Annotated in this window: 22 protein-coding genes; 15 read left to right on the forward strand and 7 right to left on the reverse strand. The window is 64.4% G+C overall.

Features of this window, described 5'->3' with window-relative positions:
- The first annotated feature begins 11 nt into the window (after window positions 1-11).
- The 3 genes from nirB to V5F23_RS13070 all read left to right on the forward strand — a co-directional run bounded on the left by nirB (window position 12) and on the right by V5F23_RS13070 (window position 3,487).
- Window positions 12-2,573, forward strand: coding sequence for a nitrite reductase large subunit NirB (gene nirB / locus V5F23_RS13060; RefSeq protein ID WP_047738185.1), 2,562 nt, complete (start codon window positions 12-14; stop codon window positions 2,571-2,573).
- Complete coding sequence (nirD, locus tag V5F23_RS13065) at window positions 2,573-2,959, forward strand: nitrite reductase small subunit NirD (RefSeq protein WP_042728116.1); 387 nt, start codon at window positions 2,573-2,575, stop codon at window positions 2,957-2,959. Before nirB ends, nirD begins: the two co-directional genes overlap by 1 nt.
- 87 nt (window positions 2,960-3,046) lie before the next feature.
- Complete coding sequence (locus V5F23_RS13070; protein ID WP_042728115.1) at window positions 3,047-3,487, forward strand: CBS domain-containing protein; 441 nt, start codon at window positions 3,047-3,049, stop codon at window positions 3,485-3,487.
- A gap of 155 nt (window positions 3,488-3,642) precedes the next feature.
- Here V5F23_RS13070 and V5F23_RS13075 read toward each other — a convergent pair whose 3' ends face one another.
- The 4 genes from V5F23_RS13075 to V5F23_RS13090 are packed head-to-tail and all read right to left on the reverse strand — an operon-like array spanning window position 3,643 to window position 8,256.
- Window positions 3,643-4,110, reverse strand: coding sequence for a response regulator (locus V5F23_RS13075; protein ID WP_042728114.1), 468 nt, complete (start codon window positions 4,108-4,110; stop codon window positions 3,643-3,645).
- Window positions 4,107-6,419, reverse strand: coding sequence for an ATP-binding protein (locus V5F23_RS13080; RefSeq protein ID WP_042728113.1), 2,313 nt, complete (start codon window positions 6,417-6,419; stop codon window positions 4,107-4,109). The genes V5F23_RS13075 and V5F23_RS13080 overlap by 4 nt, the downstream gene beginning before the upstream one ends.
- A complete protein-coding gene (locus V5F23_RS13085) occupies window positions 6,416-7,084 on the reverse strand; it encodes a response regulator transcription factor (RefSeq protein WP_042728112.1) in 669 nt (222 codons plus the stop codon). Before V5F23_RS13085 ends, V5F23_RS13080 begins: the two co-directional genes overlap by 4 nt.
- Window positions 7,081-8,256 carry a sensor histidine kinase gene (locus V5F23_RS13090; RefSeq protein WP_123579972.1) on the reverse strand — a complete coding sequence of 392 codons (1,176 nt, stop codon included), beginning with the start codon at window positions 8,254-8,256 and terminating at the stop codon, window positions 7,081-7,083. Before V5F23_RS13090 ends, V5F23_RS13085 begins: the two co-directional genes overlap by 4 nt.
- A gap of 172 nt (window positions 8,257-8,428) precedes the next feature.
- On the opposite strand from V5F23_RS13090, the gene V5F23_RS13095 reads away from it, so the two are divergent.
- The 4 genes from V5F23_RS13095 to V5F23_RS13110 all read left to right on the forward strand — a co-directional run bounded on the left by V5F23_RS13095 (window position 8,429) and on the right by V5F23_RS13110 (window position 13,053).
- The gene (locus V5F23_RS13095; RefSeq protein ID WP_047738189.1) at window positions 8,429-8,950 is read left to right on the forward strand and encodes an SgcJ/EcaC family oxidoreductase; all 522 of its coding nucleotides are present in this window, start codon (window positions 8,429-8,431) and stop codon (window positions 8,948-8,950) included.
- Window positions 8,951-9,109: 159 nt separating this feature from the next.
- The gene (locus tag V5F23_RS13100; RefSeq protein WP_042728109.1) at window positions 9,110-9,619 is read left to right on the forward strand and encodes a sigma-70 family RNA polymerase sigma factor; all 510 of its coding nucleotides are present in this window, start codon (window positions 9,110-9,112) and stop codon (window positions 9,617-9,619) included.
- Window positions 9,616-10,563: a FecR domain-containing protein gene (locus tag V5F23_RS13105; protein ID WP_042728108.1), complete on the forward strand. Its 948-nt coding sequence runs from the start codon at window positions 9,616-9,618 to the stop codon at window positions 10,561-10,563. The genes V5F23_RS13100 and V5F23_RS13105 overlap by 4 nt, the downstream gene beginning before the upstream one ends.
- A gap of 66 nt (window positions 10,564-10,629) precedes the next feature.
- Window positions 10,630-13,053: a TonB-dependent receptor gene (locus V5F23_RS13110; RefSeq protein WP_338498682.1), complete on the forward strand. Its 2,424-nt coding sequence runs from the start codon at window positions 10,630-10,632 to the stop codon at window positions 13,051-13,053.
- 168 nt (window positions 13,054-13,221) lie between these two features.
- Here V5F23_RS13110 and V5F23_RS13115 read toward each other — a convergent pair whose 3' ends face one another.
- On the reverse strand, window positions 13,222-13,623 hold the full coding sequence (locus V5F23_RS13115; RefSeq protein WP_042728106.1) for a hypothetical protein: 402 nt from the start codon (window positions 13,621-13,623) through the stop codon (window positions 13,222-13,224).
- Window positions 13,624-13,846: 223 nt separating this feature from the next.
- On the opposite strand from V5F23_RS13115, the gene V5F23_RS13120 reads away from it, so the two are divergent.
- Window positions 13,847-14,908, forward strand: a complete 1,062-nt coding sequence (locus V5F23_RS13120) for a M42 family peptidase (RefSeq protein ID WP_212803771.1) — start codon at window positions 13,847-13,849, stop codon at window positions 14,906-14,908.
- Between the two features lie 444 nt (window positions 14,909-15,352).
- Here V5F23_RS13120 and V5F23_RS13125 read toward each other — a convergent pair whose 3' ends face one another.
- Window positions 15,353-15,832: a nuclear transport factor 2 family protein gene (locus V5F23_RS13125; protein WP_042728105.1), complete on the reverse strand. Its 480-nt coding sequence runs from the start codon at window positions 15,830-15,832 to the stop codon at window positions 15,353-15,355.
- Window positions 15,833-15,877: 45 nt separating this feature from the next.
- Entirely contained in the window at window positions 15,878-16,456 is a 579-nt protein-coding gene (locus tag V5F23_RS13130) for a TetR/AcrR family transcriptional regulator (protein WP_338498686.1), read from the reverse strand.
- Window positions 16,457-16,578: 122 nt separating this feature from the next.
- Here V5F23_RS13130 and pssA point away from each other — a divergent pair, with 122 nt between their 5' ends.
- The 7 genes from pssA to V5F23_RS13165 all read left to right on the forward strand — a co-directional run bounded on the left by pssA (window position 16,579) and on the right by V5F23_RS13165 (window position 24,487).
- Complete coding sequence (gene pssA / locus V5F23_RS13135) at window positions 16,579-17,922, forward strand: CDP-diacylglycerol--serine O-phosphatidyltransferase (protein WP_338498688.1); 1,344 nt, start codon at window positions 16,579-16,581, stop codon at window positions 17,920-17,922.
- A gap of 11 nt (window positions 17,923-17,933) precedes the next feature.
- Complete coding sequence (locus V5F23_RS13140; protein WP_042728122.1) at window positions 17,934-18,950, forward strand: AraC family transcriptional regulator; 1,017 nt, start codon at window positions 17,934-17,936, stop codon at window positions 18,948-18,950.
- A gap of 168 nt (window positions 18,951-19,118) precedes the next feature.
- A complete protein-coding gene (locus tag V5F23_RS13145) occupies window positions 19,119-20,090 on the forward strand; it encodes an NAD-dependent epimerase/dehydratase family protein (protein WP_042728102.1) in 972 nt (323 codons plus the stop codon).
- Window positions 20,091-20,123: 33 nt separating this feature from the next.
- Window positions 20,124-20,870: a glycosyltransferase family 2 protein gene (locus V5F23_RS13150; protein ID WP_338474720.1), complete on the forward strand. Its 747-nt coding sequence runs from the start codon at window positions 20,124-20,126 to the stop codon at window positions 20,868-20,870.
- A 1-nt stretch (window position 20,871) separates the two neighbouring features.
- A complete protein-coding gene (locus V5F23_RS13155; protein WP_338474721.1) occupies window positions 20,872-21,165 on the forward strand; it encodes a lipid-A-disaccharide synthase N-terminal domain-containing protein in 294 nt (97 codons plus the stop codon).
- Between the two features lie 66 nt (window positions 21,166-21,231).
- On the forward strand, window positions 21,232-22,698 hold the full coding sequence (locus tag V5F23_RS13160; RefSeq protein ID WP_338498908.1) for a glycosyltransferase family 39 protein: 1,467 nt from the start codon (window positions 21,232-21,234) through the stop codon (window positions 22,696-22,698).
- 124 nt (window positions 22,699-22,822) lie between these two features.
- On the forward strand, window positions 22,823-24,487 hold the full coding sequence (locus V5F23_RS13165; protein ID WP_047738202.1) for an AMP-binding protein: 1,665 nt from the start codon (window positions 22,823-22,825) through the stop codon (window positions 24,485-24,487).
- Window position 24,488: the final 1 nt, after the last annotated feature.

Below are 24,488 nucleotides of genomic sequence, written 5' to 3' on the forward strand. Positions count from 1 at the left end.
CGGGTGCTTTTATGAATTCCAACGTTGCGTCTCTGAACAAGCTGCAAACGCTGATCGTGATCGGCAATGGCATGGTCGGCCATCATTGCGTCGAGCAACTGGTGGAACGCGGTGCCCTCAATCATTACCGCCTGCATGTGTTCAGCGAAGAGCCGATGCGCGCCTATGACCGCGTGCACCTGTCCGAGTATTTCGCCGGTCGCGACGCCGAATCCCTGGCCCTGGGCGAAGCCGCGCTGTACAAGACGCCTGGCGTCACGCTGCACTTGGGCGTGCCGGTGTTGGAGATCGACCGCCAGGCCCGTCAGGTCGTCATCGCCGGCGAGCGCATCAGCTACGACAAACTGGTGCTTGCCACCGGTTCCTACCCGTTCGTGCCGCCGATCGACGGCGCCGAAGGGGATGCCTGTCTGGTCTACCGCACCCTGGAAGACCTGGATGCCATCCGGGCCGCCGCCAACAATGCCCGGCGTGGCGTGGTGGTCGGTGGCGGGCTGTTGGGGCTGGAAGCGGCCAATGCCCTCAAGAGTCTCGGCCTCGAAGCCCATGTGGTGGAATTCGCCCCGCGCCTGATGCCGGTGCAGTTGGACCCGCAAGGTGGCCTGGCCCTCAAGGCCCGCATCGAGTCCCTGGGCGTCGGCGTGCACCTGTCCAAGGGCACCCAGTCCATCAGCGCCGGCGAACAGTACCGCTATCGGATGAATTTCGGCAGCGACGACTTCCTGGAAACCGACCTCATCGTGTTTTCCGCCGGGATTCGCGCCCAGGACGCCCTGGCGCGCCAAAGCGACCTGCACATCGGTCCGCGCGGCGGCGTGGTGATCGACGATCAATGCCTGAGCAGCGACCCGAACATCTACGCCATCGGCGAATGCGCGGCCTGGAACGGCAGCATTTTCGGCCTGGTCGCTCCGGGTTACCAGATGGCCCGCAGCGTCGCCGCGCAACTGTGCGGTGAGCACGGCGAAGCCTTCACCGGCGCCGATATGTCCACCAAGCTCAAGTTGCTTGGGGTCGACGTTGGCTCCATTGGCGACGCCCAAGGCAATACGCCGGGTTCGCGCAGCTACCAGTTCATCGACGAAACCAGCGCCAGCTACCGGCGCCTGGTGGTGGACGCCGACGGCAAGCGCGTGATCGGCGCGGTGCTGGTGGGTGACAACAGTTACTACGACACCTTGCTGCAATACATGCAGAACGGCATCGCGTTGCCCAAGGACGCGGCCAGCCTGATCCTGCCGTCCTCCGAAGGCGCGCCGACCCTGGGCCCAGCCGCATTGCCCGCCGCGGCAACCATTTGTTCGTGCCACAACGTCACTAAGGGTTCGATCTGCTCGGCCATTGACAGTGGCTGTACAGACCTTGGCCAACTCAAGTGCGACACCAAGGCCGGCACCGGTTGCGGGGGCTGCGCTGCGCTGGTCAAGCAGGTGTTCGAGCACGAGCTGGTCGCCCGTGGCGTCAGCGTCGACAAGAGCCTGTGCGAACACTTCGCCTACACCCGCCAGGAGCTGTACGCCCTGGTGCGGGTGGAAGGCATCATCAGTTTCGATGAACTGTTGGCCAAGCACGGTCGCGGCCACACTGGTTGCGACCTGTGCAAACCGGCGGTGGGTTCGATCCTGGCGTCGTGCTGGAACCAGCCGATCATGGACCCGTCCCTGGTGCCATTGCAGGACACCAATGACACGTTCATGGCGAACATGCAGAAGAACGGCACCTATTCGGTGGTACCGCGCATTGCCGGCGGCGAGATCACGGCCGACAAACTGATCGCCATCGGCGTGGTGGCGAAGAAATACGACCTCTATACCAAGATCACCGGCGGCCAACGCATCGACCTGTTCGGCGCCCAGTTGCACCAGTTGCCGGACATCTGGGCCGAGCTGATCGAAGCCGGCTTCGAGACCGGTCATGCCTACGGCAAATCCACTCGTACGGTGAAGTCCTGCGTGGGCAGCACCTGGTGCCGCTACGGCGTGCAGGACAGCGTGCAGATGGCCCTGACCCTGGAGGACCGCTACAAAGGCCTGCGTTCGCCGCACAAGCTCAAGTTCGCCGTTTCCGGGTGCACCCGCGAATGCGCCGAAGCACAGAGCAAGGACGTTGGCGTGATCGCCACGGAGAAGGGCTGGAACCTCTACGTGGCGGGCAATGGCGGCATGCGTCCGCGCCACGCCGAACTGTTCGCCACGGACCTGGATGACGCCACGCTGATCCGCTACATCGACCGCTTCCTGATGTTCTACATCCGCACCGCCGACAAGCTGCAACGGACCTCGGTCTGGCGCGAGAGCCTGGAAGGCGGCCTGGACTACCTCAAGGACGTGATCATCGACGACAGCCTGGGCCTGGGCGCCGAGCTCGAAGCCCAGATGCAGTTGGTGGTCGACCGCTACGAATGCGAATGGGCCAACGCCCTCAAGGATCCGGACAAACTCAAGCGTTTCCGGACCTTCGTCAACGATGGCCGCGGCGATCCGGACGTTCATTTCGTCAGGGAACGCGGCCAGCGCCGGCCGGTTCACGCCGGCGAACTTCACCTGATTCCCGTCACCGAGGAGGTGCTCTGATGAGCCAGTCAAACGTCGTTCGTCTTTCCACTCGCGAAGTCGCCCAGGCCCCTGTGCAATGGCGTGCCCTGTGCAGCCGCGAGGATCTGGTGGCCAACTCCGGCGTGGTCGCCTGGCACGAGGGCAGCCAGGTGGCGTTGCTGTACCTGCCCGAGCAGCAGGACAAGCCGCTGTACGCCCTCGACAACCGCGACCCCAAGTCCGGGGCGAACGTCATCGGCCGTGGCTTGCTGGGCAGTATCAAGGGCGAACTGGTGATTGCCTCGCCGATGTACAAGCAGCATTTTCGCCTGGAAGACGGCCATTGCCTGGAATACCCGGAGCAGCGCCTGCGGGTATGGCCGGTGCGCTTGAACGGTGATGTGGTGGAGATTGGTGAAAGCTGACCTGCGAACACGGGGTGGCAAGGGCGCAAGTGCCCTTGCCACCCAAGGGTTTACAAGCACGCCATTATTTCAAACCGGGGATTTGCCATGAAAACCGCCGCTCAACTGGTGAAACTCAAAAGTGTGTTGCACCAGCAGGTCCACAGCATCGCGCCGGAACAAACCGTGCTCGAAGCGTTGCAGATCATGGCCGAGAAGAATGTCGGGGCCTTGCCGGTGATCGAAGACGGGCAGGTGGTGGGGGTGTTCAGCGAGCGTGACTACGCACGCAAAATGGTCCTGCACGGGCGTTCGTCCGTGGGCACCCCGGTGCGCACCATCATGAGCACGCCGGTGATCACCGCCGACAGCCAGCAGAGCATTGAGCGCTGCATGGAAGTCATGACCGACAGCCACCTGCGGCACCTGCCGGTGCTGGATAACGGCCAGTTGATCGGCTTGTTGTCGATTGGTGACCTGGTCAAGCAAGCCATTGTTGAACAGGCAGACCTGATTCGGCAGTTGGAGCATTACATTCGCGGGCATTGAGCGCGCGGTCTTTTCCTGGTCTGCCGCTCTGCTGGCGGGGGGCGCTTGCTACCGCGAGGCGGTGCAGTGGTTGCTCGGCTTGGCGGTCGCTGCGCAACCGAGCGGGAGCAAGCTCCCTCGCCACAGGACCGGACTCTTCATGAACGGCCTTCGCGCTAGCGAGACTCGGCAGTGGGCCGGTGCTGGCGCAGCAGCTCGATCTGCTGGGACGGTATCAATTCGCGCAAGGCCTTGTAGAGCGCCCGGGTTTCCAGCAGGTTCCAGATGCGCAGCATGGTTTCCAGTGCGTCCAGGGGCTTGCTGATGAAGTCTCGGGCGCCGAGGGCGAGGGCGCGCAGGCGGGTGTCGCGGGTGGCGTCGGCGGTCAATACCAGGATCGGCAGGTAGTCGTTGGCCGGAATGCGCCGGTTGAGCTGTTCCAGCACGGCAAAGCCATCGAACGCCGGCATGTGCAGATCAAGGATGACCAGGTCCGGCTCAAAGCTGTTGAACAGGTCGAGGGTGCGCAACGGCTCGGTGCTGCTGAGCACGTTGTGCAAGCCTTCGCGGGCCAGCAGTTGTTCCATCAAGTCCAGGTTGGGGCGTTGATCGTCGACGATCAGGATGCGCAAGTCGCGATTCATGCGGGCTCCGGTAAATACTGTGCGAGGTGGCCCAGAAAGGCCTGGATATGAATAGGTTTGGTCAGGATCGCCGTGGCGCCGGCCTCGTGCAGGGCGCGCCGGGTCAGGTCGCTAGCGTCGGCGGTGATCATCAGCACCGGCGTGGACGCGGTGGCCGCTGACTGGCGCAGCCGACGCAAGACTTCCAGGCCTTCCAGGTCCGGCAGGGTGACGTCCAGCAGGATCAACTGCGGGGCGTGCTGGCGAGCCAGGTCCAGACCCAGTTGGCCCTGCATGCTCGACAACAGCTGGATGCCGGGGCGACGCTGCATCAGGGTCTCGATCAGTGCCAGGCTCGACAGGTTGTCCTCGATACACAGCACCTTGCCCTGGTATTCGACCGGCGCGTGGGGCACTGCCAGGGTGGCGATGGGCGGCAGGCGGGCGCCGGCCACCTGGGTGGCGGGCAATTGCAGGGTGAAGCAGCAACCGTGGCCCGGCTCGCTGTGGACCTGGAGCTGGCCCTGCATCATTTCCAGCAGGCTTTTGCTCAAGGACAATCCCAGGCCGGTGCCTTCGACCTTGGGATCGGCCCCCAGGCGCTCGAAAGGCTTGAACAACTGGTCCATCAGGGCCGGGTCGATGCCCTGGCCGGTGTCGATGACGGCGATGCTCACCTGTCGCTGCCGCACGCTCACTTCAATGCGCACCTCACCGCCGGGGCGGTTGTACTTGATGGCGTTGGACAGCAGGTTGAGCAGCACCTGCACCAGGCGCTGGCGGTCGGCGAGCACGCCGCTGTCGTCAGCCAGGGGCGGCAACTCGACCAGGCGAATGCCGGCATCGGCCGCCATGGGAGAGACCAGCGTCAGGGCTTCGTGCAACACCGTCGCCAGGGCGATCGGCTCGATGTTCAACGGCAGGCGTCCGGCTTCGATCCGAGCGATGTCCAGCACTTCATTGATCAACGCCAACAGATGCTGGCCGGCACGCAGGATGTGGCTGACCTGGGGGCGCTGGCCGGCGCTGGAGTCCATGTCCAGCAACTGGGCGAAACCGAGGATCGCGTTCAGCGGCGTGCGCAGTTCGTGGCTCATGCGAGAAAGAAACTCGCTCTTGGCCCGGCTGGCGCTTTCCGCTTCTTCGCGCGCCGTGCGCAGCGCGATCTCGGCGGCGCGGCGGTCGGTGATGTCGCGGGTGATCTTGGAAAAACCGCGCAGCGCGCCGGTGCTGTCGTACTGGGCGGTGATGACCACGCTGGCCCAGAAACGGCTGCCGTCCTTGCGACAGCGCCAGCCTTCCTCCATGTAGTGCCCGTCGCGGGTGGCCTCGCGCAAGGCCATGTCTGGGTGCTCCGGGCACTCCTCGGCCAGGTAGAACAAGGAAAAGTGCCGGCCGAGGATCTCCTGCTCGGTGTAGCCCTTGATCCGCTCGGCCCCGACGTTCCAGGTGGTGACGTGGCCCTGGGCATCGAGGGCGAAGATTCCGTAGTCCTTCACGCCATCGATGATCAGGCGCAGGCGTTCCTCGTTGTCGCGCAGCGCCCGTTCGCGTTCGGCCAGCAACTGCCCGGCCTCGATCAGGCGCGTGCCGAGCTGGCCGATCTCATCCTGCTCCGGCGGCTGTGGCAACAAGGGTTGGCCCAGCGCCAGGCGTTGGGCGTTGCCTTGCACTTGCTGCACCCGGGCGACAATGCCCTTGGACAGGAACAGCACCGCGACAATCGCCCCCAGCAGGCCGCACACGGCGGCCAGCAAGGTGGCGAACAACAGGCGCATGCGCGTGGCCGAGGCGGCGGCGCTGCGGTCGGCGAGCAGGGCGTCTTCGCGTATGCGCATGGCGCTGATCTGCTCGCGCAAAACGTCCAGCACTTGCTTGTTCTCGATCAGGATGGCGGTGATGGCCTCGGGGTCGTCGCCGTGGTTGGCGCGCAACGCAACCAGTCCGGCGAGTTTGTCGGCGATCAGCGGGGTGATGGTCTGCAGGTGCTCGCGCATCCGGGCATCGCGGATGTTGTGGTCCAGGCGCTGCAACGCCGCCTGGATCAGCGGCGTGGCCTGCTCGTAGCTGGGCAGGAAGTCCTCGCGGCGGGTCAGCAGGTAGCCGCGCACGCTGGCCGCCGCTTCGGCCAGCAGGGTGTGCACGGTCTGGATATCGCCCTGCACGAGCAACACCCGGCGCACGTCCTCCTCGGCGCGCGCGGTCTGGCGTTCGGTGATGTAGATCAGCACCAGCGACAGCAACAGGACCACCAGCGGCAGCGAGATCACCACCAGGGCCTTGCCGCGCAATGGCAGGTCGGCCCAACGGCGGGCGGCGAGGAACCTCATGGCCACTGCCCCGAAGGCTGCGCCACCAGCCCCAGCGCCACGCCGCGCACGGCGGCCTGGGTCCGGTCGGCGGCGCCGAGCTTGCCGATGACGCGCTCCACGTGGGCCTTGGCGGTGCCGGAGGCGATGCCGAGTTTTTCGCCGATCTCCCGATTGCTGAAACCGGCTGCCACCAGGCCCAGCACCTGGCGTTCCCGGGCGGTCAGAGCCTGGACAGGCGCCGCGCCCGTGGCGCCGCGCTCGGCCATGCGTCGCAGCAGGCGGGCGCTGACTGAGCTGTTCAGGGCCTCTTCGCCCGCGGCGACCCGCGTGAGGGCGTGGAGGACTTCATCGCGGCTGGCGTCCTTGAGCAGGTAACCGACCGCGCCAGCGCCGATTGCAGCTTCCAGGTGATCGGGGCTGTCGTCCATGGTGAAGATCACCACCTTGATGCCCGGCTGGCGCTGCTGCAGGATGCGCGCCGCCCCCAGGCCGTTGAGGACCGGCATGCGGATGTCGAGGATCGCGATGTCCGGTTGCAGCCGTTCGCACAGGTCGAGGGCTTCCTGGCCATCGCGGGCCTGGCCGACGACCTCGAACCCCGGGCTGCCGGCCAACATGCTGATAAACCCGGTGCGAGTGACTTCGTGATCGTCGGCCAGCAACAGGCGCAGGGGGCGGTTCATGGCTGTACTCCCTGGGCCGGCAGTGGCACGCGGGCCAACAGCCGGGTGCCTGCGTCGGGCTGGCTGATGCACGACAGCTGGCCACCCAGCAGGCTGGCCCGTTCCTGCATGGCCGCCAGCCCCAGGTGACAGGCCTCGATGGGTTGTTCCAGGGCAAAGCCGCGACCGTCATCTTCCACCCGTAGCGTCGCGTAATCATCGCCCACTGCCAGCGCCAGGCTCACGTGCCGGGCCTGGGCGTGCTTGAGGATGTTATTGATGCCTTCCTGGGCGATGCGGAACAGGGCGATCTCGGCGTGGCCGGGCAGGCGAGCGGTGCTGTGTTCGGCCCAGGTCACCGCCAGGCCGGCTTCTCGCAGGCGATCGGCTTCCTTGTCGACGGCCTTGTACAGGCCGAAGTCATCGAGCACGTGGGGACGCAGGCCGCCGATCAGTTGCCGACCTTCGCCGACGCAGCCCTGGGCCAGGTCGAGAATCGTGCGCAACTCGCTGGTCAGCGCCGGTGGCAGGGTCGGGCAGCGACCGGCGAACCCTTGCAGGCGCTGATGCAACCCGGCCAGGTTCTGCGCCAGGCCGTCATGCAGGTCGTAGGCGACGCGCTTGCGCTCGGCCTCCTGGGCGCTGAACAGGCGATGGACCAGCTCCGACATGGTGCGCTCGCGGGCCTGGAGCGCTTCGAGCAGCCGGCTGTTTTCCAGGTGCGCCGCCAGCAGGGTCGCCAGCAGTTGCAGCGACTCGATGTCCTCGTTGTCCGGCGCCCCGAGGGCCACGCTGTTGCCCAGCATCAACGCGCCGAACACCGCGCCGTCGGAGGCGCGCAGCGGCACCCGCAAGACCTGGGGCAGGGCGCTGCCAGGGTGCTCCTGCCATTGCGGGCCGGGCGACGGCGGCTGGGCGAAGCTGGCCAGCAGTTCCAGGCGCTCGCCGCTGCCGTGGCTGGCAATGGCGCGCACCGGCGCCTCCGGTGTCCATTCCAGCAGCAGGCCGTGGTCCATGGCCATGAACGCGCAGGCCCGCTGCACCGCCCGTTGGCGCATCTGTGCCAGGGGCAACTGGGTCAGTTCATGCCCGGTGCCCAGCAACAGGCCCAGGCGCGCCGCGCGGCTCTGGGATTGCCGGTACTGGCTACGGATGGCCAGGGCGCTGCCGGGGTCATGGGGCGGGCTTTGCATGGGGGGCTCCAGCGTGAAAGGGACTGCAAGGGTTCGCGGTGACGTCATTAAAACGTGTCGACGGCACCGGGCCTATCTGCCGAATGGCATAGGCGAGCGGCACCGGTTGGCCGATGGCGGCGCCAGCGCGGGCCGGCAAAGTGGGGCCATTGAAACCCAAAGGAACCCTGCGATGAAAATGAAAACCTTCACCCTGGCCGCTTTTTTCCTGCTGACCACGCCGTTTGTCCACGCCGTGGATGCCACGCCCTACGTGTACCGCACCGTGGCCGAACAGCCCAAGAACGTGAATGACCAGGAAATTGCCGCGCTGTTCGACCGCTGGAACACCACGCTGAAGTCTGGCAGCGCCAGCGCGATGACCGGCCTCTACGCGCCGGATGCGGTCCTGCAACCGACCCTGTCCAACAAGGTGCGCACCACGCCGGCGCAGATCCAGGATTACTTCGACCATTTCCTGGTCGGCAAGCCGGTGGGGCAGATCAACTACCGGGAAATTCGCCACATGGGCCCCGATGCGGCCATGGACAGTGGGGTCTACACCTTCACCCTGACCAATGCCGACGGCTCCAAGCGCGACGTCCAGGCTCGCTACACCTTCCTTTACGAGCGCCTCGACGGGCAGTGGAAGATCATCAACCATCACTCTTCGGCCATGCCGGAAGTGCCCAAGGCGCTGCACGCCAGTCACTGATCCCTGGGGCAGCCCATCTTCAAGCACTGCGCAACGGCGGGGCCTCGGCTCCCGCCGTTTTTTTTGCTGGCGTGCAGGGCATCAGTCAAAGAGCCTGGATTCGTTCATGAACATTAATTAGAATCAGTCTCATTTAAGACCTTGCACAGGCTTCTTGACATGGGTGATGCAGCTTCGCCGACGGAACACTCCCTCCACGCGTTGTACCGTGACCACGGCAGCTGGCTGGAAAACTGGTTGCGACGGCGCCTGGGCAATGCCTGGGATGCGGCGGACCTGCGCCAGGATACCTTCCTGCGCGTGCTCGCCAGCTCCCAGGCTTTGGCCGAGCTGCAGGAGCCTCGGGCCTACCTGCTGACGGTCGGCAAGCGACTGTTGAGCAACTTCTACACCCGGCGCAACCTGGAGCAGGCGTATCTCGACGCGTTGGCGAGCCTGCCCGAAGCCTGCGTACCGTCCCCCGAACAGCGTTGGTTGCTGTTGGAGACCCTTCACGCCCTGGACGAACTGCTCGACGGCCTGCCGCCCCTGGTGCGGCGGGCCTTTCTCTGGAGCCAGCTCGAAGGCCTGGGCTACCGGGAGATTGCCGAGCGTTTGCAGGTGTCCGAGCGGACGGTCAAGCGCTACATGGCCCAGGCCTACGAACACTGCCTGCTGGTGGACTTTTGAACCGCCCAGGCCCAACACCTGAAGCCCGCGATGCCGCCCGGGCGGCGGCCCATTGGCTGACACTGCTGGAGTCGGCCGACGCGGCATTCGACACCGCCGCGTTGCAACGCTGGCGCGACAGCAGTCTTCATCACGAGGCGGCCTGGCAAAAGGCCCTGCGCTTGCGCCAGCGCTTCGCCGCGGTCCCGGCTTCCGTGGGCATGGCCACCCTCGATCGCCCGGCCATGGCCCGCCGTGCGGTGCTCAAGCGGGCGTTGGGTGTCGCGGCGCTGGTGCCCACTGCCTGGTTGCTGGGGCGAGAGCTGCCACTGGATGTCTGGCGTGCCGACCTGCACACCGCCACCGGTGAGCAGCGACGTTGGTCGCTGGCCGATGGCAGCGCCTTGCAACTGAACACCGACAGCGCCGTGAACCTGGACCTCGCCACGCGGCGTCTGGTGCTGCTGCGCGGCGAAATGGCCCTCAAGGTGGTGGGGGACGCGCCGCTGTCGATCCAGTCGCCCTATGGGTTGATCAGCGTCAGTCGGGGGGAAGCGTGCCTGCGCTTGAGCGAGCACGAATGCCGGGTGTCGGTGCTCAGCGGTGCGGCGCAGGTGCAACCGCTGCGCGGGCCGCTGTTGGGGCTGGAGCCGGGCCAGCAGGTCGACTTCCAGGCCACGGGCGCAGGTTCGGTGCGCCGCTTTGATATGTTGCAGTTGGGTTGGCGCGACGGCGTGCTGACGGCGCAGGACCAGCCACTGGGCGATTTCCTGCGGGACCTGGCCCGCTATCGCCCGGGTGTATTGCGCTGGGACGAAGCCTTGGAGTCGCTTCGCGTCACCGGCAGTTTCCGCCTGGAGAACACCGATCGGATCCTGGCGCTGCTCTCGGCCAGCCTGCCGATGGACGTGCACCTGCGCACCCGTTACTGGGTGACCCTGACGCTTCGAAAAAATAGTGCCTGAAGCCTGTCCCGTTTTTTTGTCTCGCTTGTCATTCAAGGCAATCGAACAAAATGAGAGCGCCTCCCCATGTCCGCAGTTGTACCGTTGCGTTTGCGCCCGGCCTTCGCCGGCTGGCGCCCGCTGTTGAACCTCAGCCTCCTGCTGAGCCTGAGCGCCAGCCCTTTCTTCATCGCTTCAAGCCAGGCCGAGGAGGCCGCTCGGCGCAGCTACCAGGTGCCTGCCGGCAGCCTGGGCACGGCGCTGACCCGGTTTGCCGGGCTGGCGGGCGTCAACCTGTCGGTGGACCCGGCGTTGGTGAGCGGGCGCAACAGCGCCGGGCTCTCGGGCGAGTACGGGGTCGAAGAAGGCTTCGCCCGGTTGCTGCAAGGGTCCGGCCTGCAATTGCAACCGGTGGGTGAGCAGGCCTACATCCTGATGCCCGCGCCGCAGGGCGGCAGCCTGCAACTGGCGCCGACCTCGATCCTTGGGGCCAACGGTGCGACGGACGCCCCCGTGTACGCCGGCGGCCAGGTCGCACGGCGCGGTTCCCAAGGCCTGCTGGGGTCGCGGGACTTCATGGAAACGCCGTTCAGCATGACCACCTACACCAGCGAAGCGGTCAAGAACCAGCAGGCCCGTACCCTCGGTGACTTGATCGCCAGCGACCCATCGGTGCGCGCCACCAACCCGGCGGGCGGACGCTACGAACAGTTCACCATTCGCGGGCTCAGCCTGTTCAACAGCGATGTCGCCTACAACGGCCTTTACGGAGTCCTGCCGACCTACACCATCGACATGGAGATGGCCGATCGCGTCGATATCCTCAAGGGGCCGACCCAGCTCATCAACGGTATCTCGCCGAGGGGAAGCGTCGGTGGCGGGATCAACGTGGTGCCCAAGCGGGCCACCGACACCCCCATCAACTCGTTCACCGGCAGCTATGCCTCCAACAATCAACTGGGCGGCGCGGTGGATGTTGGCCGGCGTTTCGGTGAGGAGAACCAGTTCGGCCTGCGTTTCAATGGCGTGAAGCAGTCCGGCGACACCGAATGGGACCACCAGAGCGTCGACCGTGAGATGGCGGTGCTGGGCCTGGATTTTCGCGGTGAACGCCTGCGGCTCTCGACGGACATCGGCCACACCGAGCGCGACACCGACGCCCCCCAGGAGCGTGTGCAGGTCGGCGCCAACGCCCAGGTGCCACACGCCAGCGATGTGCGCAGCAACTATGCCCAGGCCTGGAGCAAGGCGCGCACCACCGACACGTTCGGCGCGGTGAACGCCGAATTCGACGTCAACGATGCCGTCATGCTGTATGGCGGCGTGGGCGCACGCAAAAGCAACCACGACTTTCTCCGCCACGCCGTTTCAGTCACCAACGACGCCGGTGACTTCACCGTTTCGCCCCGGGACTTTACCCGCGACGAAAACGTCCGGACGGCCACCGCCGGCGTGCGCAACTGGTTCCACACCGGCCCTGTGAGCCATGAGGTCAACCTCGCGGCCAGTTACTTCTACATGGACTTCACCAACGGCGGCGCCCGCTATGCCAACGGTCGCAGCAACCTGTACGACCCGGTGGACACGCCAGCGCCAGGCACGCCGACGCGCCAGGACGACAAGGTCTACACCGAGAACCGCTTCAGCGGCGTGGCGTTGTCCGACACCCTGGGCTTCTTCGATGACCGGCTGCTGTTGACCCTCGGTGCGCGCTGGCAGCGGGTCAAGGTCGATGACTGGTCGAACGACGTCAAGGGCGTGACCGCCTACGATGAAGAGAAGGTCTCGCCGTCCGGCGGTATTCTGTTCAAGGCGACCGACAAGCTGTCGCTGTATGCCAACTACATGGAGGGCCTCAGCCAGGGCAAGATCGCGCCCTCGACCTCGGTGAACGAGGATGAGATTTTCCCGCCGTTCATCAGCCGTCAGGTGGAAGTCGGCGCCAAGTACGATACCGGCCCGTTCGCCATGACCGCCGCCGTGTTCCGCATCAAGCAGCCGGCTTATGCCACCGACGCGACGACACGGGTCTTCGGCCCGAACGGCAAGCGCGAGAACACCGGAGTGGAACTGAGCGTGTTCGGCGAGCCGCTCAAAGGCACCCGCTTGCTCGGCGGGGTGATGTTCATCGACAGCGAATTGACCAATACCACGGGCGGGACCTTCGACGGCAACCGCGCGCCGGCGACGCCCAAGTACAACGTCAACCTGGGCGCCGAATGGGATGTGCCGACGGTGCAGGGCCTGACCTTGACCAGTCGCGGCATCTACTCCAGCTCGCAGTACCTGGACCCGTCCAACGACAAGGAAATCGATTCCTGGGTTCGTTTCGATGTCGGTGCACGCTATGGCTTCAAGGTCGACGACAAGCGTGTGACCCTGCGGGCCAACGTCGAGAACGTGGCCGACAAGCGCTATTGGAGTTCGGCCGGGGCCTCGGATGACAGCGAGCCGGGCTTGACGCTGTCGACGCCGCGCACCTACCTGCTGTCGGCGACGGTCGACTTCTAGGCTCTGTTTGAAAAGTCTTGAGACGAAGGTCAGGCAAGGCGAAAACCGGCGAGGAACGGCCGGGGTCGCGCTCGACTTTACTGGAGTAAATGAGCATTCCGATCGGACTCGCGCACGAGCCGGTTTTCAACGCAGCATGAACGAGTATCAAGGCTTTTCAGACGGAGCCTAGGCGTCGCGAAACAGGTCGTGGGCATCGAGCAGGCGCCAGGCGATTTCCGGGCGCTTTTCCAGCCCGCGGCGGATGGCGCTGGGGATCGACTGGCGAATTTTGCGGCACAGGCCAGCTTGCGCCTGGAACTCGATGGCGATACCGCGCATGGTGCGCACTTCGTTGTAGCCGGGCTCGATGCTCAGGCGGATGCCGAGGTTCTCGTACAAGCGCTGTTGCAAGTGCTGGAGTTCGTCAAGGCTCTGGATGTTCTCCAGGCGTTCGAGCAAGCGCTTTTCTTCCTGGCGGTTGAGGCAAAGGATGCGCAAGTCACTGCCGGGCGTTTGCAGCAGCTCATCGCGTTGGCAATCACAGACGCCAGGCGGGCAGGGGGGACGGATCGGGATCGACGCGGTCATGGGCTCCACACAGTCGGCAACACAGCGAAACGCTCTCCGAGGGGCAATGTGATGGCTGGCGCCACGGTGGTCAACCCCGGCGAGCGTCCGGCTGTCTGCCTGCCTCTCTTCGAGCTTAAGGCCGTTCGTCCGGTTAAAGGGTGATTCAGTCAAATTTTCCCCCTAAGGGCGGCCTCAAGAAGACAAGCGGCGTCAACCGCGCGGAAAAGGAGAGCGTTCACCCATGCACGTCAACCCCTCTACATTGCCCCTGTTGGAAGAATTGCTGATGGCCCGTGGTCCGGGCGGCCAGGAAGACGAAGTGCGCAGCCTATGCTTGCGAGAGCTGGAGCCCCACTGCGATAAAACCTGGACCGATCCGGCCGGTAACGTTATCGGGCTGATCAAGGGCATCGGTGCGGCCGGCGACAGTCCCGCACCGGTGCGGATCATGGCGCACTTGGACGAAATCGCCATGCTGGTCAAGGGCGTCGAACCCGACGGAACCCTGCGGGTGCTGGCCTTGGGCGGTGCCAACCCGGTGAACTTCGGCGTCTGCCCGGTGGACATCCTCGGCGACCGCGGTTTCATCCCTGGTGTGTTGTCGTTCGGCTCAATGCACTGCACGGGCGAAACCCACCAGGGCGCGGACGTGCTGTCGGGGAATGTGCATTGGGACGATGTCCATGTGATTACCCGCTGCTCGGTCGAGCAGTTGCAGAAGCATGGTGTGCGACCGGGAACTCGGGTGGTCCTGAGCCAGCACTGGCGCCGCCCGTTTCGAGTCAACGATGCCATAGCTGCGCACTTTCTCGACGACCGCGCGCCCATGGTCGCGACGTTGCAGACTGCTGCTTTACTGGCCCTGCGCCGGGGTGAGGTGGCTGATGATGTGTACTTTGTCTTCACCACCCAGGAGGAAGAGTCCAACTCTGGCGCGCTGTATGCGGCGAGTCATTTACCGGGGGAAGTCAGCGTGGCGGTCGAGGTTGGGCCGGTGGCGGCAGAATACGGTACGCAACTGAGCGTCAACCCGATCATCAATACCGGCGATGAGAAAGGCTGTTATAGCCGCGACATCGTCGACCGGTTGTATCGTGCCGGCGAGCACTGCGGGCTAGAGCCGCAGTTTGCGTTGCTGGTGGATTTCGCCAGCGACGCCAGCGCGATTATGGGCAGCGGGATCTCGGCCAAGGGCGGTTGCATCGCGATCCCCACGGAGAATACCCATGGGTATGAGTTGATCCTGGAGGGAAGCATCGAAGCTTGTGCGGCGACGTTATTGGCTTTTTTGCTGGGCCGTTGACAGGCGGGGTTGACGAAGAGGCTTGGCTGCTGGCGTATAGGTGTATCTGTGTACATATCCATTGCTGCCGTAATGGCCGCTTAGGGTTGCGGTCTTACAGCGGTCACTCTTGGAAAAGCCGGGAGCCGGACCTGCCAATAGCAACCCAAGCCCCACCACTCGGCACCTCGCTCAGGCTCGGTGTGCCCGAACGCAGACCTGGCTCCGTGGGCCGCGAAGGGCCCTTCATGGCTCAGCACCCGGCATCCATGCCGGGTTTTCCACTGCGCAACACTTACGTTCGGCCCTCGTGGTTAACGGGGCGCCCCAGATCAAAAGCTTGCCGAGGCGGCTTCAAAACCGACCTGGCTCTTGCGGCTGTACCTGATCCCTGTGGGAGCGGGCTTGCCCGCGAAAACGGCCTGGCAGCCAACCTGTTCGTTGCGGCTGCCGTCGATCCAGCCCTTACAACCCCAAGTCGGACAACCCCGGGTGATCGTCCGGGCGGCGGCCCAGGGGCCAGTGGAATTTGCGCTCGCTTTCCTTGATCGGCATGTCGTTGATGCAGGCAAAGCGGTTGGCCATCAACCCGTGCTCGTCGAATTCCCAGTTCTCATTGCCGTAGGAGCGGAACCAGTTGCCCGAGTCGTCGTGCCATTCGTAGGCGTAGCGCACGGCGATGCGGTTGTCGGTGAACGCCCAGAGTTCCTTGATCAGTCGGTAGTCCAGTTCCTTGGCCCACTTGCGGGTCAGGAAGGCCTTGGCTTCCTCGCGGTTATGGGCGAACTCGGCGCGGTTGCGCCATTGGGTGTCCAGCGTATAGGCCAGGGACACCCGCTGCGGATCGCGGGAATTCCAGCCGTCTTCGGCCAGGCGGACTTTCTCGATGGCCGATTCACGGGTGAAGGGCGGCAAAGGCGGGCGAACGTCGGAAGAGGCAGACATGGTAGATCTCCAATGGATAAATGAAGGGCACAGCGGTTTAACGGGTCATACGTTTGATTCGTCCAGATTCAGCAAGCTGCCCAGCATGTCCCGGGCCTGGTCGGCCGCGCCGTGATCGCCCATCACCAGCGCCACGGTGATGGCGCCGTCGATCAGGATCAGCAGTTGGCGAGCCAGCGCATCGGGGTTTTCGACACCCTGGTCGACACACAGGCGGGTGACGTAGTCGAGCAACTTCTGTTTGTGCAACTTCGCCAACTGGCGGACCGGATCCTCGGGATCGCCGGTCTCACCGCTGGTGTTGATGAACGCACAACCGCGAAAGCCCTCGCTGTCGAACCAGCCCTTGAGAACGGTGAACAGGTTGAGCAGGCGCGCGGCGGGGGTCGGTGCCTTGTCGACCTCGCTGCTGAACCAGCGCATCCAGCGTTCATCGCGGCGCTTGAGGGCGGCCACGATCAGGTCGTCCTTGTTGGCGAAGTAACGGTAGATACTTTTTCTCGAGACGCCGGCGGTTTTCACCAGAAGGTCCATGCCGGTGGCCGCGATGCCACTTTTATAGATCAACTTTTCGGCGACATCGAGAATGATGTCTCGTGTTTCACTGCTAGTAATTTCATTCATGTAATAGACAGTAGAACGATCGTTCTCCTTGGTCAAATGTTTTTTTCATGACGACGGGAAGACCCGAGCCGATCCATGGTGTAAGCTCATCCGTTCTTCGGAATCGACCTTTTGCGAGCCCTATGCCGTCGCTTTTCAAACGCTCCCTGCTGCCCAAGCTGCGCAGCTTTGCACTGACCGCCGAGGCGGTGACCATCCTCGATGGCGCTGCCCAGTTCCGCCGTTGCCTGCTGGAGAAAATCGCCCAGGCTACCCAGCGCATTTATATCGTCGCCCTGTACCTGCAACAGGACGAAGCTGGCCAGGAAATCCTCGATGCCCTGCATGCCGCCAAGGCGGCCCGTCCGGAACTGGACGTGGTCGTGGTGGTGGACTGGCTGCGGGCCCAGCGGGGCCTGATCGGCGCCAAGAAGCAGCCGGGCAACTCGGCGTGGTACCAGGAACAAACCCGCCTGCACCACAGCGAAGTGCCGATCTACGGCGTACCGGTGCAGACCCGCGAGCTGTTCGGCGTGCTGCACTTGAAGGGCTTCGTGATCGACGACTGCGTGCTCTACAGCGGGGCCAGCCTGAACAACGTCTACTTGCACAAGTTCGACAAGTACCGTTACGACCGCTACCACCTGCTGCACAACACCGCGCTGGCCGATTCCATGCATCACCTGGTGCAACATGGCCTGGTCACATCCAGGGCGGTGCATCGCCTGGATTTGCCGAACCTGCCGAGCACCCGAAGCCTGCGCAAGGACATCGGCGACTTGCGCAGCCGCTTGAAATACGCGGCCTATGACACCACCGCCGGCAGCCTCGACAAGAGTGGCCTGTCGGTCAGTCCGTTGCTGGGCGTGGGCAAGAACAACCCGCTGAGCCGGGTCATCGGCGAGTTGATCGCCAGCAGCCGCCAGCAACTGACCATCTGCACGCCATACTTCAACCTGCCGCTGGCCGTGACCCGCGAGCTCAATCGCGCCCTGGCCCGCGGGGTCAAGATCGATATCATCGTCGGTGACAAGACCGCCAACGATTTCTATATCCCGCCCAGCGAACCGTTCAAGATCATCGCGGCGTTGCCCTACCTGTATGAAATCAGCTTGCGGCGCTTCGCCAAGCGCCATCAGCGCTACATCGACAGCGGCCAGTTGAACCTGCACCTGTGGCGCGATGGCGACAACACCTATCACCTCAAGGGCATGTGGGTCGACGAGCGCTACACCTTGTTGACCGGCAACAACCTCAACCCGCGCGCCTTTCGCCTGGACCTGGAAAACGCCCTGTTGTTGGACGATCCCAAGGGTGAGCTGCTGGAACCTCGTCGGGCCGAGCTTGAGCAGATCTACCGCCACACGCGTCGGATCGAGCGCTTCCTGGACCTTGAAAGCCTGCCGGATTACCCGGCTGCCGTTGCCAAGTTCCTGAAACGGGTCAGCCGGGTGCGGATAGAACGGCTGCTTTACCGGATCCTGTGAACAGCCGCGCCGTGTCTGAAAAAGACACCATCTCCATTCAACTGGTCCGCGAGGCGCTGCTGCAAAGCTGCGCCCCCGGTGCGGCCAGCGCCGAGGTGCTGAGCAAGGTCGGCATCGACCCGGCGCTGCTGGACGATCCTCAGGCGCGAGTGCCGGCCCATGCTTATGCGCGGCTCTGGCGCTTGCTGGCGCGGCGCCTGGATGACGAATTTTTCGGCATGGACCCGCGCAAGCTCAGGTCCGGCAGCCTGGCGTTTCTCTGCCAGTGCGCCATGGCCCAGCCGACGCTGGCGGCGGGGTTGACGGCCGGGCTGGGCTTTCTTTCGCTGATGCTCGAACACCTGCCGGCGCAGTGGGTGCGCCAGCAAAGCCTGGCGGAAATCGTCCTTTGCGAAGACGACCAGGCGCCGCAGCGGGCCTTTACCTATTTCACCTATTGGATGATCGTCCATGGCGTGGCCTGCTGGTTGGCGGGGCGACGCATTCCGATTCTTTCCGTCGAACTGCGCTGCCCGGCGCCGGACTTCTGCGACGACTACCGGGTGATGTTTTCCCAGAACCTGCGCTTCGACCGGCCGCGCACGCGAATGATCTTCGCCGCCGAGTGCCTGGACTTGCCCATCCGACGCAGCCCCGAGGAACTCAAGCGGTTCCTGGCCCACGCCCCGGCCAATATCCTGGTCAAGTACCGCGACCCGCAGAGCCTGGCCAGCCGCATCCGCCACGACCTGCGGCAACTGCCCGCCGAACAGTGGCCGGAAACCGAAACCCTGGCCCAGCAGTTGTGCGTCTCGGCGTCCACCCTGCGTCGCCGCCTGGCAGAGGAGGGCCAGACGTATCAAGGCCTCAAGGACAGCGTGCGTCGAGAGTTGGCAATCGCCTGGCTGGCCGAGCCCGCCATCAGCTTCGTCGAGATCGCCACGCGCCTGGGCTTTGCCGACGCCAGTTCCTTCTACAAGGCGTTTCGCAAGTGGTCCGGGTCCAACCCTGGGCATTACCGGAGCCTGATCCTCAACGACGCCCACTGACCCGACCGGGTCGGCGCTCATAAATCTGTCACGTCTGCTTGCTATAAGCCTCGGTATAGAAAAAACAGGCCATCGAGCAGAGTAGTGAATGGAAATGACCGTTGTGGGTAACGATTGTGTCGGTTTGCGGGAACATGCATTGGCCGGGATCGCGTTAAGGCGCGCCCGATGAAAATCCTGGTCACCGGTGTCGCCGGTTTCATCGGGTTCCATACCGCCAGGCGGCTATGCCGCGATGGCCATCAAGTCATTGGCATCGACAACCTCAACAGCTACTACAGCGTCGAGCTGAAACACGCCCGGCTCGCGCAGTTGGCCACGTGCAGTCAATTCCAGTTCCAGCGGATGGACGTGGCGGACAAGCCGGCGTTGCTGGATCTGTTCGCCCGGCATGCATTCGACCATGTCGTCCACCTGGCCGCCCAGGCGGGGGTGCGCTATTCCATCGACCATCCCGACGTCTACGCGCAAAGCAACCTGGTGGGTTTCCTCAATGTGTTGGAAGCCTGTCGGGCCCATAGGCCGGCGCACCTGGTGTTCGCTTCGAGCAGCTCGGTCTATGGCTTGAATGATCGCCTGCCTTACAGCACGGATGACCCCGTCGACCAGCCGGTGTCCTTTTACGCGGCCACCAAGCGCGCCAACGAACTGATGGCCCACGCGTACTCGCACCTGTACGGCATTCCCACCACCGGCCTGCGCTTCTTTACCGTGTACGGGCCATGGGGACGCCCCGACATGGCGCCGTTCAAATTCACCGAGGCGATCCTGGGTGGCCGGCCTCTGGAGGTCTACAACGACGGCGCCATGTCGCGGGATTTCACCTACATCGACGACATCGTGGAGGCCCTTGTGCGGCTGTTGCCGTTGCCACCGGCCGAGGCGGGCACGGTGCGCAACAAGGTCTACAACATCGGGTTTGGCGCGCCGGTCCAGTTGCTGCAGTTCATCGAATGCCTGGAAGAGTCCCTGGGCATTCGTGCGATCAAGCATGGCATGCCGTTGCAGGCAGGCGACGTGGTCAACACCTGGGCGGACACCCGCGAGCTGGAAGCGCGCGTGGGCTTCCGGCCGCAGGTTGCGGTGCCTGTGGGCGTGCAGGCGTTCGTTGACTGGTACCGCGGCTATTACGGCGTCTAACCCCTTCCTTTTCCATCCTCTAGCGGGAGCGTCATGCAGCAAGATCCCTATGTGTCGGTCCTGATTCCGGCGAAGAACGAAGCAGGCAACCTCATTCCGTTGCTCGAAGAGGTGCGTGCCGCATTAGCCGATGAAGCCTTCGAGGTCATCGTGGTGGACGACGGCAGCACCGACGCCACCGCCGCGCAATTGCGCACGCTGCACAACAGCGGCGACTACCCGCAATTGCGCGTGCTCACCCATGCCCGTTCCCTGGGGCAAAGCACGTCGATCCATCACGCTGCTGAGGTGGCGCGTGGGCATTGGTTGGCTACCCTCGACGGTGATGGCCAGAACGATCCGGCGGACCTGCCCGGGATGATTGAGCTGGTGCGCGGCTCCGAAGGCCAGCCAGGCGGCGTCAAGCTGGTGGCCGGGCACCGGGTCAACCGCCGCGACACGGCGAGCAAGCGCTGGGCGTCGCGATTTGCCAACAAGTTGCGCGCCGGCCTGCTGAAGGACCAGACGCCCGACACCGGTTGCGGCATCAAGTTGATCGAGCGCCAGGCGTTTCTGCGCCTGCCGTACTTCGACCACATGCACCGTTTCATTCCTGCGCTGATCCGCCGCCACAACGGCCGAATGCTGGTGCAGCCGGTCAACCACCGTGAGCGCGGGGCCGGGGTTTCCAACTACGGCAACCTCGACCGCGCCCTGGTGGGCATCCTCGATCTGTTTGGGGTGTGGTGGCTGATAAAGCGCACGCGGCTGGACGTCAACGCACACGAAACCGAGGTCTGAAATGGGCAGAGAATCGATATGGCTGGCGGTTGGCTTCGGCGGCCAGTTGGCCTTCACCGGGCGTTTCGTCCTGCAGTGGCTTTACAGCGAGTACAAGAAGCGCAGCCTGATCCCCGTAGGGTTCTGGTACCTGAGCATCGTCGGCAGCGCGTTGTTGTTGGCCTATGCCATCTACCGCCAGGATCCGGTCTTCATCGTCGGCCAGTCGTTCGGCTTCGTGGTGTACCTGCGCAATTTGCAGTTGATCGCCAAGCAGGCCGAGCAGGCCAGCCATGAACTGGATCAAAAGGGCTGACCGGTGCGGATACGCTTGGCTTCTTCGCGGTGGGAGCTGCTGGCCCTGGTGTTGCTGGCACTGGTGATGGTGGGCGCCGGTCTCGGTTGGCGCCAACCGATGAACGTCGACGAGGAGCGTTTCCTCGGCGTGGCCCTGGAAATGCTGCAGAACGGATCGTGGTTCATTCCCCACCGCGCCGGTGAGATCTACGCAGACAAACCGCCGCTGTTCATGTGGACGGTGGCGCTCTTCGTGCAGCTCACCCATCTGCCGAAAGTCGCGCTGTACCTGCCGGCGCTGGTGGCGAGCGCCGTGACCACGGCGTGCCTGTATGACCTGGGTCGCCGGCTGTGGGGGCGGCGTATCGGGGTGATCGCCGCGCTGTTGTTCCTGGCGACCTACCAGACCTACAGCATTTTGCGAACCGGGCAAATCGACGGCTTCCTCGCGCTCTGGACCATCCTCGGGATCTATGGCCTGTGCCGGCACCTGTTGCTGGGTCCCGCCTGGCGCTGGTATTACGTGGCCTGCGCGGCGATGGGGCTGGGCATCATCAGCAAGGGCGTGGGCTTTCTGCCGGCGTTGATGCTGCTTCCCTATGCTTATGCGGTGCGTAAAGGTTGGAAAGGCGTGGTGCCGATGCCCGGCAAGGCCGGGGCATGGTGGTTGGGCTTGCTGGTGGCGCTGGCCGCCATTGCGCTGTGGCTGGGGCCGTTGCTGCTGATCGTGGGGCAGGGCGGCGCCGACAGCCTGGCGTACATTCAGGAAATCCTGTTCAAGCAGACGGCCGGCCGTTACGCCAACGCCTGGGAGCATCGCGAACCCTTTTGGTATTTCTTCGTCCACGTGATTCCGAAGTACTGGCTGCCGCTAGTCTTCATGCTGCCCTGGCTGGTGCCGGCCTGGCGCAAACAGTTGCGCAAGCACGATGGGCGGGTGTTGGTGCTGCTGGGCTGGGTGCTGCTAGTGTTGCTGTTTTTCAGCCTGAGCAGCGGCAAGCGCAAGCTGTACATCTTCCCGGCGTTGCCGGCCCTGGTGTTGATCGCCGCGCCGTTGGTCCCATGGATGCTGCGCCGTTGGTTCCGCCAGCGCCCCAGGGGCCGGTGGGTCTTCACGGCATTGACGGTGTTCTGGCTGTGCGCCTGGTTTGCCCGTGGTTTCATCGAGCCCCACAAAGAAGGCCTCAACCCTCACGAAACCCTCATGCGCGATGTGGCGCAACTGACCGGCGGCGCCGAGCTGGCCCTGGTCGGTTGGCGCGAGGGGCATTGGTTGTTCGCCCGGCAGCCGGTGGTGCATTTCGGTTTCTACAACCGTCATTCGCTGGAACATTCCGCCCAGTGGCTGCGCAGCCACCCGCAGGCTTTCGTCCTGGTGCCTGGCAAGGAAATGGCCCGCTGCTACGACCCGCAGAAAGCCCGTCGCGTGGGCGGTACCTCCAGGGCCGAATGGTTCCTGGTGGGGGCCGAGGCCGACAACCACCACTGCCAGGTGGCCGAATTGGACAAGGTGTATGCCTTTGCGTGGGAGCGGCCTCTGTCCCCACCCTGAACCATGGCCAAAGCAGTCAAGCAACTTGATGGCTTTGACCATTGCCGCCTCCGCCCATCGGCGCGAGTATTTCCCTGCTGTCTACGGCTCCCCAACCAATAAAAAGTACAGAGGGATTCTGCTCATGCGCGATTACTCGTCGGCCATTTCCCAATTCGACTACCCAGGCACCGTCAACGCCGCCCTGCATGGCTCGCTCGAGGCACTCAACGCCTGTGTCGAATGTTGCGACCGGCATGCGTTGCCGGGGCACATCGCCTTGTTCTGGGAGGGGCGTGATGGCCGCGAGGCGACCTGGACGTTCCGCGACTTGCAGGACCAGGCCGCACGCTTCGCCAATTTCCTGCTGGCCCAAGGGGTAGGTAAGGGCGACAAAGTGGCCGGCCTGTTGCCGCGCACCGCCGAGTTGCTGATCGTGGTGCTCGCCACCTGGCGCATCGGGGCGGTGTACCAGCCGTTGTTCACCGCGTTCGGGCCCAAGGCCATCGAGCATCGCCTCGGCAGTTCCGGCGCGCGCCTGGTGGTCACCGACGCGGTCAACCGACCGAAACTCGCCGAAGTCGCCGGTTGCCCCACCGTGGTCACGGTCGGCGGTGAACAGGGCCGAGGCATCGTGCGCGGCGACTACAGTTTCTGGGCCGAAGTGACGAACCATTCCAACCAGTGCGAACCGGTGATGCTCACCGGCGAAGATCCGTTCCTGCTGATGTTCACCTCCGGCACCACCGGGCCTGCGAAGGCGCTGTCGGTGCCGCTCAAGGCCATCGTGGCGTTCCAGAGCTACACCCGTGACGCGGTGGACCTGCGCCCCGAAGACGCCTTCTGGAACCTAGCCGACCCGGGCTGGGCCTACGGCATCTACTTTGGCGTGACCGGTCCCCTGGCGATGGGGCACCCGATCACCTTCTACGATGGCCCGTTCACCCTGGAAAGCACCTGCCGGGTGATCAACAAGTACGGCATCACCAACCTCACGGGGTCACCCACGGCCTATCGCATGCTGATCGCCGGGGGTGAGCAGTTCGCCCGGTCGATCAAGGGCAAGCTGCGCATTGTCAGTAGCGCCGGCGAGCCGTTGAACCCGGAAGTGATCCGCTGGTTCGCCGATCACCTGGGCGTGGTCATCCACGACCATTACGGCCAGACCGAACTGGGCATGGTGCTGTGCAACCACCACGGGCTCGAACATCCGGTGCACCTGGGGGCCGCGGGCTTCGCCTCGCCGGGCCACCGGATCGTGGTGCTGGATGACCAGCATCAGGAGCTGGGCGTCGGCCAGCCGGGGATCCTCGCCGTGGATCGCAGCCAGTCGCCCATGTGCTGGTTCGCCGGTTACCAGGGCGGGCCGACCAAGGCGTTCGTGGGTGATTATTACCTGAGCGGCGATACCGTCGAGCTGAACCCGGACGGCAGCATCAGTTTCGTCGGGCGCAGCGATGACGTGATCACCACCTCTGGCTACCGCGTCGGCCCGTTCGATGTGGAAAGCGCCCTGATCGAACACCCGGCGGTGGTCGAGGCCGCAGTGGTCGGCAAGCCTGACCTGGAGCGTACCGAGTTGGTGAAGGCGTTCGTCGTGCTCAATGCCCAATACCGCGCCGCCCCGGCGTTGGCCGAGGAACTGCGCCAACACGTGCGCAAGCGCCTGGCTGCCCATGCGTATCCCCGTGAAATCGAATTTGTCAGTGACTTGCCGAAAACCCCAAGCGGCAAGTTGCAGCGCTTTATCTTGCGCAACCAGGAAATCGCCAAGGCCCAAGAAGCCGCGGCGCAGAACGTTTCAGCTTGAA

Source organism: Pseudomonas sp. WP18 (genome assembly GCF_036689585.1).
GTDB classification, from domain to species: domain Bacteria; phylum Pseudomonadota; class Gammaproteobacteria; order Pseudomonadales; family Pseudomonadaceae; genus Aquipseudomonas; species Aquipseudomonas chlororaphis_E.

Excerpts from the sequence above, each read along its gene's own strand:
- nirB (WP_047738185.1), top strand. The coding sequence starts at position 12 with ATGAATTCCAACGTTGCGTCTCTGAACAAGCTGCAAACGCTGATCGTG.
- nirD (WP_042728116.1), top strand. The coding sequence starts at position 2,573 with ATGAGCCAGTCAAACGTCGTTCGTCTTTCCACTCGCGAAGTCGCCCAG.
- V5F23_RS13070 (WP_042728115.1), top strand. The coding sequence starts at position 3,047 with ATGAAAACCGCCGCTCAACTGGTGAAACTCAAAAGTGTGTTGCACCAG.
- V5F23_RS13075 (WP_042728114.1), bottom strand. The coding sequence starts at position 4,110 with ATGAATCGCGACTTGCGCATCCTGATCGTCGACGATCAACGCCCCAAC.
- V5F23_RS13080 (WP_042728113.1), bottom strand. The coding sequence starts at position 6,419 with ATGAGGTTCCTCGCCGCCCGCCGTTGGGCCGACCTGCCATTGCGCGGC.
- V5F23_RS13085 (WP_042728112.1), bottom strand. The coding sequence starts at position 7,084 with ATGAACCGCCCCCTGCGCCTGTTGCTGGCCGACGATCACGAAGTCACT.
- V5F23_RS13090 (WP_123579972.1), bottom strand. The coding sequence starts at position 8,256 with ATGCAAAGCCCGCCCCATGACCCCGGCAGCGCCCTGGCCATCCGTAGC.
- V5F23_RS13095 (WP_047738189.1), top strand. The coding sequence starts at position 8,429 with ATGAAAATGAAAACCTTCACCCTGGCCGCTTTTTTCCTGCTGACCACG.
- V5F23_RS13100 (WP_042728109.1), top strand. The coding sequence starts at position 9,110 with ATGGGTGATGCAGCTTCGCCGACGGAACACTCCCTCCACGCGTTGTAC.
- V5F23_RS13110 (WP_338498682.1), top strand. The coding sequence starts at position 10,630 with ATGTCCGCAGTTGTACCGTTGCGTTTGCGCCCGGCCTTCGCCGGCTGG.
- V5F23_RS13115 (WP_042728106.1), bottom strand. The coding sequence starts at position 13,623 with ATGACCGCGTCGATCCCGATCCGTCCCCCCTGCCCGCCTGGCGTCTGT.
- V5F23_RS13120 (WP_212803771.1), top strand. The coding sequence starts at position 13,847 with ATGCACGTCAACCCCTCTACATTGCCCCTGTTGGAAGAATTGCTGATG.
- V5F23_RS13125 (WP_042728105.1), bottom strand. The coding sequence starts at position 15,832 with ATGTCTGCCTCTTCCGACGTTCGCCCGCCTTTGCCGCCCTTCACCCGT.
- V5F23_RS13130 (WP_338498686.1), bottom strand. The coding sequence starts at position 16,456 with ATGAATGAAATTACTAGCAGTGAAACACGAGACATCATTCTCGATGTC.
- pssA (WP_338498688.1), top strand. The coding sequence starts at position 16,579 with ATGCCGTCGCTTTTCAAACGCTCCCTGCTGCCCAAGCTGCGCAGCTTT.
- V5F23_RS13145 (WP_042728102.1), top strand. The coding sequence starts at position 19,119 with ATGAAAATCCTGGTCACCGGTGTCGCCGGTTTCATCGGGTTCCATACC.
- V5F23_RS13150 (WP_338474720.1), top strand. The coding sequence starts at position 20,124 with ATGCAGCAAGATCCCTATGTGTCGGTCCTGATTCCGGCGAAGAACGAA.
- V5F23_RS13155 (WP_338474721.1), top strand. The coding sequence starts at position 20,872 with ATGGGCAGAGAATCGATATGGCTGGCGGTTGGCTTCGGCGGCCAGTTG.
- V5F23_RS13160 (WP_338498908.1), top strand. The coding sequence starts at position 21,232 with ATGGTGGGCGCCGGTCTCGGTTGGCGCCAACCGATGAACGTCGACGAG.
- V5F23_RS13165 (WP_047738202.1), top strand. The coding sequence starts at position 22,823 with ATGCGCGATTACTCGTCGGCCATTTCCCAATTCGACTACCCAGGCACC.